General features: G+C 58.5%; 9 protein-coding genes and 1 riboswitch. Of the genes, 3 read left to right on the top strand and 6 right to left on the bottom strand.

The genetic code is table 11. The features are described from left to right. Positions 1–115: 115 nt before the first annotated feature. Complete coding sequence (locus NKL06_RS10930) at positions 116–328, top strand: cold-shock protein (protein ID WP_023671852.1); 213 nt, start codon at positions 116–118, stop codon at positions 326–328. Between the two features lie 225 nt (positions 329–553). On the opposite strand, the gene NKL06_RS10925 is transcribed toward NKL06_RS10930, so the two are convergent. Continuing rightward, complete coding sequence (locus tag NKL06_RS10925) at positions 554–1,027, bottom strand: Ros/MucR family transcriptional regulator (protein WP_023693512.1); 474 nt, start codon at positions 1,025–1,027, stop codon at positions 554–556. Between the two features lie 1,131 nt (positions 1,028–2,158). Between NKL06_RS10925 and NKL06_RS10920 the strand changes: the two genes are divergently transcribed. Beyond that, positions 2,159–3,163: a glycosyltransferase family 10 domain-containing protein gene (locus NKL06_RS10920; RefSeq protein ID WP_155924293.1), complete on the top strand. Its 1,005-nt coding sequence runs from the start codon at positions 2,159–2,161 to the stop codon at positions 3,161–3,163. A 137-nt stretch (positions 3,164–3,300) separates the two neighbouring features. On the opposite strand, the gene NKL06_RS10915 is transcribed toward NKL06_RS10920, so the two are convergent. Further along, positions 3,301–3,654, bottom strand: coding sequence for a hypothetical protein (locus NKL06_RS10915; protein WP_023671848.1), 354 nt, complete (start codon positions 3,652–3,654; stop codon positions 3,301–3,303). Between the two features lie 957 nt (positions 3,655–4,611). On the opposite strand from NKL06_RS10915, the gene NKL06_RS10910 reads away from it, so the two are divergent. Continuing rightward, on the top strand, positions 4,612–5,667 hold the full coding sequence (locus tag NKL06_RS10910; protein WP_023685632.1) for a cytochrome-c peroxidase: 1,056 nt from the start codon (positions 4,612–4,614) through the stop codon (positions 5,665–5,667). 344 nt (positions 5,668–6,011) lie between these two features. Here the strand turns inward: NKL06_RS10910 and metE are convergent, their stop codons facing one another. The 4 genes from metE to glyA all read right to left on the bottom strand — a co-directional run bounded on the left by metE (position 6,012) and on the right by glyA (position 13,054). Next, complete coding sequence (metE, locus tag NKL06_RS10905; RefSeq protein WP_031210616.1) at positions 6,012–8,360, bottom strand: 5-methyltetrahydropteroyltriglutamate--homocysteine S-methyltransferase; 2,349 nt, start codon at positions 8,358–8,360, stop codon at positions 6,012–6,014. A 94-nt stretch (positions 8,361–8,454) separates the two neighbouring features. Beyond that, positions 8,455–8,656: riboswitch (cobalamin riboswitch) on the bottom strand. Positions 8,657–9,388: 732 nt separating this feature from the next. Further along, on the bottom strand, positions 9,389–10,381 hold the full coding sequence (locus tag NKL06_RS10900) for an adenosine kinase (RefSeq protein WP_352580261.1): 993 nt from the start codon (positions 10,379–10,381) through the stop codon (positions 9,389–9,391). Positions 10,382–10,487: 106 nt separating this feature from the next. Then, entirely contained in the window at positions 10,488–11,663 is a 1,176-nt protein-coding gene (metK, locus tag NKL06_RS10895; RefSeq protein WP_023693516.1) for a methionine adenosyltransferase, read from the bottom strand. Positions 11,664–11,716: 53 nt separating this feature from the next. Then, positions 11,717–13,054 (bottom strand): serine hydroxymethyltransferase, encoded by a 1,338-nt coding sequence (glyA, locus tag NKL06_RS10890; protein WP_023693517.1) that lies wholly within the window; start codon positions 13,052–13,054, stop codon positions 11,717–11,719. Positions 13,055–13,307 lie beyond the last annotated feature (253 nt).

Raw genomic sequence — 13,307 nt, 5'->3', positions numbered from 1 at the left:
GCGCCAGCTGATCGGGGCTTAACAATTTTTCGCTTTTTGCTGCGCCCAACTCTCGGCTATGACTCGGACAGGCCTAATGGCCGCGGACGTGCATTGTAGAAGAAGGAACAAGCATATGACGACTGGAACGGTAAAGTGGTTCAATAGCACCAAGGGGTTTGGATTTATCCAGCCCGACAATGGCGGTCCGGATGTTTTCGTCCACATTTCCGCTGTCGAACGCGCGGGCCTCTCGACCCTCGCTGACGGCCAGAAGATCAACTATGAGATCGAGCAGGACCGCCGCACTGGCAAGTCCTCAGCTGGCAGCCTGAGCAAAGCTGGTTGAAATTTTCTCCTGCGAAGTCGCAAGAGTGGGCGTGTAGGCCCGGAAGTGCTCACTGCCGCTCGATAGGGACGAGCAAAAAGTGAGGGCAGCAGATTGCTGCATGGGTCGCGAATTCCTCATGAAACAAGTTGTTGGAAAGAAGGCGGGTTGGCCCCGCCTTTTTTATGCGACGCCCAGATTAAGCCGACGGCTGCAACGCTGCAGAAGGAATTTCAATTGCCGCAATCAAGCCGCGACCTTCTTGCGAGTTCGCTTCGTCGGCACCGGCGCTTCCGGCTCTCTCGGCGCTTTCGGTTTGCGGCCGAGCCCCATCGTTTTCGCCAGTGACGAACGCTTCGCGGCGTAGTTCGGCGCCACCATGGGATAATCCACCGGCAGGCCCCATTTGGCCCGATATTCACCCGGCGTCAGCCCATAGTGGGTCGACAGATGGCGCTTTAAAGATTTGAATTTCTTCCCGTCTTCAAGGGAGATGATGTAGTCCGGTGTCACCGACTTCCTGATCGGGACTGCAGGCGTAAGGGCAACCGGCTCTTGTGCAGAGATACCTCCGGCCGTCGCTCTCAGAGCCGCATGCACTTGGCCGATGAGGGCAGGGAGATCCCCCACCGGGATCGGATTGTTGGACACGTAGGCCGACACGACATCGGCGGCAAGCTCAATGAGGGTGTCGACGTTTTTTCCGGCTTCTTCTGTCATGAAACTCTCCAGGCGGTGAAACATAGTCAGCGAAGCGTCGCTTCATAGGGCCGGTTGCCGCTGAAAGCAACAATGTCTCTGACTGCGTTATTGCCAATGCTCGTCCAGAAGCGACATCGATGCGCCATATTTCGCGGCGTGACAGCTGAGCCACTCGTTGTTGGCGACCCTGCCGAGGTGCGTGGCGCGTGCCGCTCTAACTTAGCGCCGAAGTCGCTAGTAGCCTCAAGGCTAAGCGCGCTGTGAAATCGAGCGATAGTGGTCGCTTGATGGTGGGCGTCAGGGACGATGGAACAAACGTTCATTGGCAATGGCCAAAGTGATGTAAGTTCATCGCCGGTGAGCCGCTCTTGCAAAGGGGCTGGGAACCGCCGCTGATAAACCTAGGACATCAATGTATTTCGAGGCGTTTCTTAGCCGGTCCTGGAGAGGCGGCAATGGCTGCGGATGACACCTGTTCCACGATATCAAACAGCGCGGCGACCGGCAGCTTCTCGAATCTGGAGCGGCTTCTCGCAAGTTGGCGCCGCGCCGAGAGGCCGGGCAAGGACAGTGAGCCGCCTGCATCAATCATACGCATCAACCAGCCAGCGACGCGTCCTCATACAGAATGCCGCGACCGGCCGTGTGATCTCGCCGGTAGTCGCCGAGGCCCTCTGCATGAAGCCTCCGGATGTGCTGACGATCAACCAGGCCAGAAAGGTCGACGTCCTGAAGCAGGGATGACATGAGTTTGCCACTATGCGCAGGCTTGCCATGCCCTTCCGCGGCATTTTGCGGGGCCTGTGAGTTGGGCAAGCTCGGCACTTGTCGACTTGGCGTCACCCGGCTCATCGCCATCACGCGTTTCGGTCTGGTCCTACCTCCGTGACGTTGACTCCGTTCGCGATGCCATTGAACTGCCGTGGAGAACGGCCGAGGCGGAAGGGCTGATCAACCGCCTGAAGACGATCAAACGTACCATTAGGCAGCGCCGGCTGCGAACTCCTTAGGCACGCATGCTGCCACTCAGCCGGCCTAATCACCACACGAAGCGAGGAAGAACCTGGTCAAGTGCAAAGCGACAATTGCCTCGACAGCAGGTCCCGGAAGGTTTATGCTGCCCGATGTTACCGCAATCCTGAATGGCGATTGAGTACCTTCACGAGTGAAGGGAGTGGAACTGCTTTGTCGGCCAAATTGTTGACGGAACGCCCGGCGCCCATTGTTGCTACATGTCTAGATTCTTGGGGCGTTTTGGATGATGCAATCCACCACCTCACTCCAAAGGGCAGTGGAATCTGGAACAATGTCGCTTTTGTACGCACGACATCCTTCGTGCCCGATTGGCATATTGTCTTTAACTCTGCTTCTCTTTTTGGGCTCCCTGTTGATATCGAGGCGAGCCCCAACAGGACAATTTTTGCAATCGGCGAACCGCCGACGAAAGCTCATCGTGCATTTCATGAAGGGCAGGGGAAAAATACTATCGTCCTGACGTCTGACGCAGAGCTGGTTGCTCGGCAGAATGCAGCTCGCCGATTCGTTTTGTCTCCACCGATCACTCGGTCTTGGTCTGTAAACAAGACATATGACCAACTTCTGGTCAGCGAAGTCATGGATAAGCCACTTCGGCTCTCATGGATTACCAGTAACATCGCCCTGCTTAAAGGACATCGGTATCGGCTGGCGTTTCTGGAACGGCTAAGAAAGGAGCTCGATTTTGACCTGTTCGGCCGAGGTTTTCGGCTGATTGGAGATAAATGGAACGCACTCGCACCTTATCGCTACAGTATAGCGTTCGAGAATACTCGTGCTGATTACTATTTTACAGAGAAGCTTATGGACTGCTTCGTCGCTGAAACAATGCCGATCTATTACGGCAGCCCGGCAATCACGAGGTTCTTCCCTTCGGACTCTATGGTTCTGATTGACCCAGAGGACAAGAACGTAATCCAAAAAATTCAAGAAATTATCAACTCAGACCTCTGGAAGGAACGTCGCGGCGCAATAAGAGAGGCGAAGCGGCTAGTCCTCGAGAAATACAATACGTTTGCCTATCTCGCGGGCTTCATCGAAAGCGTTCAGGATAAACCCTTACCGCCAGAAATTATACACATCGAATCGCCTGAAGTTGATTTTTCGATAGACGAATGAAGTACTCCAACGCTCGCTCCGCGTGCCCGGCGGTTGGTGGTCTCACGAGATCGGTGCGGAACGCCCGGCGGAGAATGCCTGCTGCGCAAACGGGCCGGCACGGGCGCACAAGGTCATGCGCCCCCGGCTGCCGCTAATCAGACAAACTGGGGAAGGCCAGGAACGGAATTGAGGACCTCGTCCACGAGTTCGTCGCCGGCATGTTCCTTGGCGCAGGCGATCGTCTCGTTGGCGAGGGCGGCGATCTTTGCCATGCTGAGACCCTCACTCATCAATTGCTGCCCGAGCCCCATAAGGCCGCCACCCTCTGGGTCGTCGCCATGATACTTCGCTACTAATTCCGAAGCTCCCGGAATGGCCTCGATCATGCGCGCGCCGGGACCGTCGGCCGCGTGGCTCCGCAGGAAACCCAGCATTAACCCAACGGCCTTCTCTGCGACAGCCGGGCCGATGCCGGCACCAGTGGCGATGCGCGGTAAGATTTCTTCCATGCAGGGTCTCTCTCTCTTTGATTACGTTTACAAGGGGCCGGTCCGGCGCCCCGCGCCTTTGGCCGAACCACAATTGAACTCCACAAAATAGGCCAGCGGAGGTGCTATTGCGCCTAAAACCGCCTGTGTCAACGCAAGCTGCGTCGGACGTGCGTGTTTCGCAAACCGAAGATCATTCCAATTCACTTCATTACGCATTGGCAACCGCACAGTTTGCGTTGGCTCGCTTATGGGCCAATGCCCCCCGCCCGTCAAATGATGACGACAACGTGGTCAGCGCCCAGGATCTGTGGATCAAGGTGAGGCAGTTACAGCGGGTGGACCTGCTCAAGCGCGGCGCCGTCGACACAAAGGGCTAGATTGGCGATACTGCGCGTGTTGGCCATGTCTTTCCTCGCGTGATGGGATGTTCGTAGAAGCGGAGCTATATGCCGGTGTGACGGTCCACAAAGGCGGAACGCCTATTCCGATACCACATCCATACTGTCACATAGACCGTCGCTGCTTAGGTATTGAAACCGCCATCGCTGGTGACATCACAATGTGCAGTCGGCGGGTGTCGATAAGGTCGATTCACGCAATCAGCAGGTCAGGAGGAACGAATGAACCCTGACGGTTCAGAAGCTCACTTTTCGCAAGGCGTGCAGCGCACATCGTGCAAGAGATTGCCAGTCTTGCGGATGCTGTCGACTTTCTCAACCTTGGCTGGAAGATCGCAGTGACCGAATCTACGAAGCCGCCCTCAGGGCGTGCTTTGATGCATAAAACCGGTTGCCAACCAGGGATACTCCTCCTCCCTGAAGTCCAATCGAGAAGAGCGATCACTTCCAAGAGGTCCCAGCTCAGCTGCGAAAACAGGTGTGAGACCCCGTCCTCTCCCTCAAGCTGATCTAGCTCAGGGCGTTCATGAGCCGCAGATCGCATAATGGCTGCGTGGACGACGCAGGAAGACCAATTATGAAAATCCTATTCAGTACGATGGCTGTGACCTTGCTGGCACCCACCGCCTTTGCTGCGGATTCGATCCCCACCGACCTCAGAGATACGGCATTGGCCACCTTCACGGCTTTGCCATCCACCACGCCGACAGTCGCCAACAACCCGATCACCCCGGAAAAGATCGCTCTCGGCAAGGCACTGTTCTTCGATCCACGCGTCTCGGCGTCAGGCGTCTTGTCGTGCAATTCATGCCACAACCTGGCCACCGGCGGCGACGACAATCACGAAACCTCGATTGGCCATGGTTGGCAGAAGGGACAGCGCAACGCGCCGACTGTACTGAACGCTGTCTTCAACATCGCCCAGTTCTGGGATGGTCGTGCCGAAGACCTGAAGGCTCAGGCGAAGGGACCGGTCCAAGCCGGGATCGAAATGGCCAATACACCGGGCCAACTCATCGCCACTCTCAAGTCCATGCCGCAATATGTCGAGTGGTTCGATGCAGCTTTTCCGGCTGAAGCCGATCGGGTCACCTTCGACAACTTCGCCAAGGCGATCGAAGCCTTCGAGGCGACACTGGTCACACCTGCCCCGTTCGACAGCTTCCTGAATGGTGATGAGGTTGCCATGACTTCCGAACAGAAACAGGGCCTGGTGCTTTTCATGGACAAAGGCTGCTCGTCCTGCCATGCCGGCATCAACGTTGGTGGGCAAGCCTATTACCCATTCGGCCTCGTGGAACGGCCCAGCGCCGAAGTCCTGCCGGACAAAGACAAGGGCCGATTTGAGGTCACCAATGCAGCCGACGATTCCTATGTCTTCCGCGTGGCGCCGCTGCGCAACGTTGCACTCACCGCGCCATACTTTCATTCGGGCAAGGTTTGGGATCTGAAACAGGCCGTCGCCATTATGGGGACCACCCAGCTCGGCGTAGTACTGGCGGACGAAGAAGTTGACCTGCTTGTTGCCTTCCTCAACTCGCTGACCGGAGAGGCACCTGACGTCGCCTATCCCATCTTACCCTCAGAAACGGCGACAACGCCCCGGCCTGTAACGCAGATCTCAGGAAAATAAGGGCCAATCGGCTGCGGACTCGCAATCGAAAATGATTGGCGATTTTTACTTGGCGACACGAATTGCGACGTCCATCTTGTCGCTGCCTGAGCGAACGCGCCAAGCAGTCTACTTTGAGAAACGACGCGTGTCCGATTTGTTCGAGGCGCGGGGCCTGTATGTCCCCAAGGAACCAATATTATAGCGTAGTGCCACATTTATATTTCTGCGGGATTAAGACACGTGCCGTAGGGAAATTGCACATTTGCGCCGAGTGGCTCATTTCCAAGAGTGTGCCGGTTTGGCATGTTCACGGCCGACAGGAGCCAGCCGGTAGCTCACCACACGGTGAGGAAGGAGAAGCCTCAGGCCACTTTCTCCCGGAGCGCGCGCGCTGCAGCGACCATGTTCATGAGGGCAGGGCGGACCTCCTCCCATTTGCGTGTTTTGAGGCCACAGTCCGGGTTTACCCACAGTTGGCCGTCGGACAGTCGCTCGCGGGCAAGCATGATTAGGTCCGAAATCTCGCCGACTTCCGGGACGCGTGGTGAGTGAATATCATAGACGCCAGGACCGATTTCGTTCGGATATTTGGAGCTCGTGAAGGCGTCCAACAGTTCCATCTTCGAGCGCGACGTCTCAATCGAAATGACATCCGCATCCATTCCAGCGATCGCGTGAATGATCTCGTTGAACTCCGAATAGCACATGTGGGTATGAATTTGAGTCGCGTCCTTTACACCCGTTGAAGCGATCCGGAAACATTCGACAGCCCAGTCGAGATAGACTTTCCAGTCAGATTGGCGCAGTGGCAATCCTTCGCGAAACGCGGCCTCATCGATCTGGACCATCCTTGCGCCGGATCTTTCGAGATCCGTCACTTCGTCGCGGATGGCGAGCGCGATCTGGCGGCAGGCTTCGGAGCGGGGTACGTCGTCGCGAACAAAAGACCAGTTGAGAATGGTGACTGGGCCTGTGAGCATTCCCTTCACGGGCTTTTCCGTAAGCGACTGGGCGAATTGCCACCAGCGCACTGTCATCGGATTGCGCCTCGATACGTCGCCGAAAATGATGGGGGGACGCACGTAGCGCGACCCATAGCTTTGTACCCAGGCATGCTGGGTGAGCGCGAAGCCGGACAACTGCTCGCCGAAATGCTGTACCATGTCGTTTCGCTCGAACTCACCATGCACCAGCACGTCCAGCCCGATCTCTTCCTGCCAGCGAATTGCAGCCTCGATCTCCTTCTTCAGGAACGTCTCATAGTCGACATAGCTCAGCTGGCCCTTCGCATGAGCGGCCCGCGCCTTGCGTACCTGCGGCGTCTGCGGGAAGGACCCGATGGTCGTCGTCGGGAACGGCGGCAGCCCGAGTGAGCCGGCCTGGACTCTGGAGCGCTCGCCAAAAGCGCTCTCTCGTCGCTTCGCGCTGTCCTCAATGCTAGCGATCCGCCCCTGAACAAGCGGGTCATGGATCCTCGTGGATGTCACGCGCGTGGCGGCAGCCTCGGCAGACGCTTTCAACGCGCCTGCCACCGCATCCCTGCCTTGGGACAGGGCCCCGGCTAGCAAGACCAGCTCGTCGGTCTTCTGGGCCGCGAAGGCGAGCCACGACCTGATGTCCGCGTCGAGTTCCGTCTCCATGCGCAGATCAATCGGCACATGCAGCATCGAGCAAGAAGGCGCGATCTCGACGCGGTCCAAGGGCCAGCCGGCGACGATCGGTTTGATGCGGTCGAGAATGGCGGGCAGGTTCGCACGCCAGACGTTGCGGCCATCGATCAAGCCAAGCGAGAGCACCAGATCCTTCGGAGCGAGCCGAGCCACCGTTTCCAGCTGCTCGGGAGCGCGCACGAGATCAATATGCAGGCCGGCCAGGGGCAGAGAAATCGCGGTTTCGAGATTGTCTCCCAGCGACCCGAAATACGTAGCCAGCATGATCTTCAGCTCGGGCGCGGCTTTCGACAGCTGGCCATAGGCGAATTCGAACGCAGCTCGTTCGTTCGGGTTCAGATCGAGGACAAGCGCTGGCTCATCGATCTGCACCCAGTCGGCTCCCGACAGCTTCAGCCTCTCCAGAAGCTGCTCGTAAACCGGCAGCAGCCGCGGTAGGAGCGCGATGGGACCGAACCCCTCGGCAGGCGATTTCGCCAGCTTGAGGAAGGTGATGGGTCCAAGGATGACTGGGCGTGTGTGAATGCCGAGAGCTTTAGCCTCGAGGAAGTAATCGACCGGCTTCGATGACGAGAGGGCGAACGTCTGATCATCATCGAGTTCCGGCACAATGTAGTGGTAGTTGGTGTCAAACCACTTGGTCATTTCCATCGCGGTTACACCAGGTCCATGAGCCTCCTCCTGGTAACCAGCGTGTCCACAATCCTCCGTCTGACCCTGGTTGCCGCGCGCCATTGCGAAGTAGATGTCAAGTGGGACCTCGCCGCTATTCCAGCCGTAACGGGATGGAACGGCCCCGACCATGGCTGCGGTGTCGAGCACATGGTCGTAAAGCGAGAAGTCGTTCGACGGGATTTTCGACACGCCGCGATCGCGCTGCTCTTCCCAGCTAGCGGCACGGAGCGCCTTCGACGTCGTGAGAAGGTCGCCAGCGGACGATGTTCCGGACCAGTAGCTTTCAAGCGCGAATTTCAGTTCTCGCCGACGACCGAAGCGCGGCACGCCGAGCGTTGCTACAGGAATTTGCTGAGAGACAGTCATGTCATACCCCGATGATTGGGGCGTCGGTGACAAGGAAGGCGCTAGCAGGCCGGCATCAACGCCGGGTTGCAGCGGCCACCGAGACACCCCGCCCGTGGACGTAATTCGCGTGGCAGGTCTCCTGGCTCGCGGGGTCATAGCCTCTACCCGTCTTCCTGAGGGTATTCGCCTCAGTGACGTGATTGGGGTTGGCTCGCCGCTAACAGTTGCGGGGGCAGCGCCGGCATCGCACCGGCTTCCCTCTTAGCTCCGCTGCGGCAGCGCCGCACGCGAGAACCACGACACGCAGACAATCACAGCAGTTCGCTCTTTTGTCAATGACGCATAACGAAATGTTTATGTCGTTATGTGATCGCACTTTTACGCCTTTGTCTAGCATTGTGAAATATTCCGTCCGCCGATTGGCGGCGCTGCACGGCGCTACTTAGTCCCGATAAGCCGTTTTAGACCTCATTCAGGCAGCAAACTAAGTATCTCGTCGCCAGGTGCTCCGCATTGAGGAACGCGGAATTGCAGGCAAAGCTCGCGTGCTTCATATTCGCATCATACGGTCGGCAGAACCCCGGTTTTATCCAGTGCACGCTCCAGTGCGGTGTGCAATTCTACACAGTCCGATACGAAGGCATTCTGGCCTCGCTGATCCATCCCAAGCCGAGATAGTGGAAGTCATCCGCAGGCACCATAACCCGGCTGTTGTCTAAACGAAGTCCGCTGAGTCGATGCCCTTGGTGTAGCCGGCCGATCGACGCTGATAACTAGCTTTGCTGCACCAAGTTTCAGCTGGGAAACGTAGGCTTTCTGCGCCGCAAGCGAATCCGCAGCACACTGTGCGAATTGCTTCGGATCGATACCTATAGGAAATTTTTTTGGCATTGCGTCTGGCCGTGGCCTTGCACCTCTCGAGCGAGCTACGCAGCAGCACTCGGTCAGATCTTGGAAGCGAATGGCTGTCGATATAAGCGAGGTTTGACACAGTTTCGGCCACCGCGATGATCGCTCAGTAGGGCAGCTGTTAGTTGCTCGCCCACCTAAAGCAACCCAGCCTGTTCAGCCGCGCTGCGCAGGTTCTGCCGCGGCCGCGGCCCGAGCTGCTGGATCACCAGCCCGGCGGCCAGCGAGCCCAGATCGCCGCAATCCTTCAGGCTGCGCCCCGTGGTGTAGCCGTAGAGGAAACCGGCGGCATAGAAGTCGCCGGCGCCAGTGGTGTCGACCAGTTCGCGGATCGTCGTCGCCTGGATGGTGACGGTCTCGTCGCCGCGCACGATCACCGAACCTTTTTCGGAGCGGGTGACGGCGGCGATCTTGCAGTCCTTGCGGATAGCCGCCAGCGCCTCGTCGAAGGATTTTGTCTGGTAGAGCGACTTGATCTCGTGGCTGTTGGCAAAGACGATGTCGACCGTGCCCGAACGCATCAGGTCGAGGAACTCGTCGCGGTAACGGTCGACGCAGAACGAATCCGACAAGGTCATCGATACTTCGCGACCGGCCGCGTGCGCCAGTTTCGCCGTCTGCCGGATGGCTTCCTTGGCGCGGGGCGGGTCCCACAGATAACCCTCGAAATAGGTCACCTTGGCGCCGGACGCCTTGTCGGCTTCGACATCTTCCGGCCCGAGTTCGACGCAGGCGCCGAGATAGGTGTTCATCGAGCGCTCGCCATCGGGGGTGACGAAGATCATCGAGCGCGCCGTCGGTGGCTCGCCCTGGAGCGGCCTGGTGTCGAAGGCGACACCCTGCGCGTGGATGTCGTGCGCGTAGATTTCGCCCAGCGCATCGTTGGAGACCTTGCCGAAGAAGGCGGCGCGTCCGCCGAAGGAGGCAACACCTGCCGCCGTGTTGCCGGCGCTGCCGCCGGAGGCCTCGATCGCCGGGCCCATGCGGCTGTAGAGCAATTCGGCGCGCTGCGTGTCGATGAGATTCATCGCACCCTTGATGATGCCGTTGGTCTCGAGGAATTCCTCCTCGCACTGGGCGATGATGTCGACAATGGCATTGCCGATGCAAAGCACGTCATAATCCGGCATCAATGTCTCCGCCAAAAACCCGGGCCGGCTTCTCGCCACGCCGGCCGGGCCGGGTCTGCCCGGTGGGAATGGGCTTTCCGCTTGCCAATCCGTTCGCCGGCGGCTCTCACGGGGCGGCGAGTCCTGCCTCGCGACGCAATTCGTCGGCCCTGTCTGTCTTCTCCCAGGTGAAATCAGGCTCTTCACGGCCGAAATGGCCATAGGTCGCTGTATTGCGGTATATAGGGCGTAAGAGATCAAGCATCTTGATAATGCCTTTCGGTCTGAGATCGAACAACTCAAGAATGAGGCGCTCGATCCTGCTTTCCTCAACCCTGGCTGTCCCGAACGTGTTGACCATGACGGAAACCGGACTGGCCACGCCGATTGCGTAAGCAAGCTGCACCTCGCACACGTCCGCAAGTCCGCTGGCGACGATGTTCTTTGCGACATAGCGGGCTGCATAGGCAGCTGAGCGGTCAACCTTGGACGGGTCCTTGCCCGAAAAGGCGCCGCCGCCATGACGACCCATCCCGCCATAGGAATCGACGATGATCTTGCGTCCAGTGAGACCGCAGTCGCCGCGCGGCCCGCCGACTACGAACCGCCCCGTCGGGTTGACCAGAATTCTGATGCCTTCCGTCTCCAGGTGGGTCGGCAGGACAGGCTTTATGATTTCCTCAATGACGCCCTCGCGGACAGTCTCTTGCGAGACCTGCTCGTCATGTTGCGTCGACACGACGATCGTATCCAGGGCGACCGGGCGCAACCCCTCATAGCGCACTGAGACCTGGGATTTCATGTCAGGACGCAACCAGCCAAGCTGTTGCGCCTTCCGGACATACGCCTGCCGTTTCGTCAAGCGATGAGCGAGCTGGATCGGCAAAGGCATCAGGGTATCGGTTTCGCGGCATGCGTAGCCGAACATGAGGCCCTGATCTCCCGCTCCCTGCTGGAGGTCTTGCCCTCTTCCCTCGTCAACGCCTTGGCTGATGTCGGGCGACTGCTCGGTGAGGGCATGAACGACGGAGCAACGCCGGCCGTCAAAGCCGACGGCCTCGTCGTCGTACCCAATGTCGAGAATCGTATCGCGCGCAACTTGGCTGTAATCCACCTGCGCATCGCTGGTAATCTCGCCAGCCAGGACGACTATCCCTGATTTTACCAACGCTTCACAGGCGACGCGCGCCTTGGGATCTGTGCGGAGGATGGCATCGAGGATGGCATCCGAGATGTTGTCGGCCAACTTATCCGGGTGCCCCGCGCCAACCGATTCGGAAGAGAACACGAACTGCCTAGCCATGAATACCTCGCTTCGGGTGTTGGATGTGGTATGGGCATTTTGCTTGGCCCACCTTACTTGTCGGAGATGCCCGGGACCTCGAACGCAGCGCACAAGTCGGCAACGTCTCTTCGCACGCAGGCATGGAGATCTTCGTCGTCTGGCCGCTGGAGGACGGAGTCAATGAAGCCAGCAATTTTCACCATTTCCACATCGCGCATGCCCATTGACGTCACTGCTGGCGCCCCCAGGCGAATTCCGCTTGTGACCGCCGGATCCCGCGGGTCGCCAGGCACCATATTAAAGTTTGTGATGATTCCTGCCTTTGCTAGTCGCTCGGCATAGGCCTTGCCCGATAGGGGCCGATCGCGAAGATCAAGGATCAGCATGTGATTGTCCGTCCCCCCGGTCACCAGGTCATAACCTCGCTCAAGCAGTGCATGTGCCAGAGCCTTGGCATTCTTGACCATCTGTTGGCCGTAGCTTCGGAAGGACGGGTTCGCGGCTTCGTGCAAGGCAACCGCTAGCGCAGCGATGGCATTCATGTGGGGCCCGCCTTGCAGGTGAGGGAAGACCGCCCGGTCTATTCGTCTGGCGAGATTGTATTTGCTCTTTGTATGATACAGGGCCTGATAGCGATCTTCGTTCCTTGACAAAATGAAGCCACCGCGGGGACCGCGGATCGACTTGTGGGACGTGCTGCTGACCACGTCGCAATGGCCCACGGGATTCGGGTGCGCTCCCGCGGCAATCAGGCCGCTGATGTGCGCAATGTCGGCTACGAGATAGGAGTTCGCTTCCAGGGCGATTTGTGCCATTGCCGCGTAGTCAAAGACACGCGGGTAGGCAGTTCCGCCGACCCAAATGAGCCGCGGCCGTTCCCGCTTGGCTGTCTCGCGCAAGCGGTCATAGTCAATCTGCTGTGTCTTTTCATCTAGTCCATAGGGCACGCGTTGATAGTCAGTTCCGGAAAAATTGATGGCCCAACCATGAGTCAGATGGCCCCCTTCCGGAAGGGGCAAGCCCATGACTTTGTCACCGGGACTCAAAAGCGCACGATAGACAGCCTGGTTGGCCGGCGAGCCGGAATAAGGCTGGACGTTGGCATGCTCGCTGCCAAATAATGTTTTCAGGCGCTCAATGGCCAGATTCTCAAGCTCATCAACGATCTCGTTTCCAGCGTAGTAGCGCGCACCGGGGTACCCCTCGGCGTACTTGTTCGTGAAAATCGAGCCGTTCGCTTCCAGCACGGCCGAGGACGCAAAGTTCTCTGAGGCGATGAGCTTGAGGGTCGTCCGCTCCTGCCGCTCCTGTCTCAGAAGCAGCTCGTGAACGCGGCAATCAACCGCGGCCAAGGAAGACCGCCCGTGGGTGTCGGGCTGTGCGATCGCGCCGTCGGCGGAGTTGTCCATGGTAGCTTCGCGCTCCAATTGAATTGACCTATTTCACGATCAAGCACGCGGTCCCCTTCGGCCGCGTGTCTCGTACCGCTTCGAGCCGCTGCAGGTCCTGTTTATGATAGCCGTCGCGATGGGGCAGGAGATCGACCAATAATTGTACCAGCCCGCCGTCGCTGGATCCTGCTTTGAGATGGTACGTGCGCCACGGAGGCTGTTCGTTGCAGCAAAGAAAGTCGGCTCTGGCGAGCAGCCGGACGTGTCGCGC

Source organism: Mesorhizobium sp. C268A, assembly GCF_040324475.1.
Taxonomy (GTDB): Bacteria; Pseudomonadota; Alphaproteobacteria; order Rhizobiales; family Rhizobiaceae; genus Mesorhizobium.
This window is presented reverse-complemented; position numbering and strand designations above follow the sequence as displayed.

Bases quoted from the DNA above. Each gene is read 5' to 3' on its own strand.
- NKL06_RS10930 (WP_023671852.1), top strand. From the start codon at position 116: ATGACGACTGGAACGGTAAAGTGGTTCAATAGCACCAAGGGGTTTGGA.
- NKL06_RS10925 (WP_023693512.1), bottom strand. From the start codon at position 1,027: ATGACAGAAGAAGCCGGAAAAAACGTCGACACCCTCATTGAGCTTGCC.
- NKL06_RS10915 (WP_023671848.1), bottom strand. From the start codon at position 3,654: ATGGAAGAAATCTTACCGCGCATCGCCACTGGTGCCGGCATCGGCCCG.
- NKL06_RS10910 (WP_023685632.1), top strand. From the start codon at position 4,612: ATGAAAATCCTATTCAGTACGATGGCTGTGACCTTGCTGGCACCCACC.
- metE (WP_031210616.1), bottom strand. From the start codon at position 8,360: ATGACTGTCTCTCAGCAAATTCCTGTAGCAACGCTCGGCGTGCCGCGC.
- NKL06_RS10900 (WP_352580261.1), bottom strand. From the start codon at position 10,381: ATGCCGGATTATGACGTGCTTTGCATCGGCAATGCCATTGTCGACATC.
- metK (WP_023693516.1), bottom strand. From the start codon at position 11,663: ATGGCTAGGCAGTTCGTGTTCTCTTCCGAATCGGTTGGCGCGGGGCAC.
- glyA (WP_023693517.1), bottom strand. From the start codon at position 13,054: ATGGACAACTCCGCCGACGGCGCGATCGCACAGCCCGACACCCACGGG.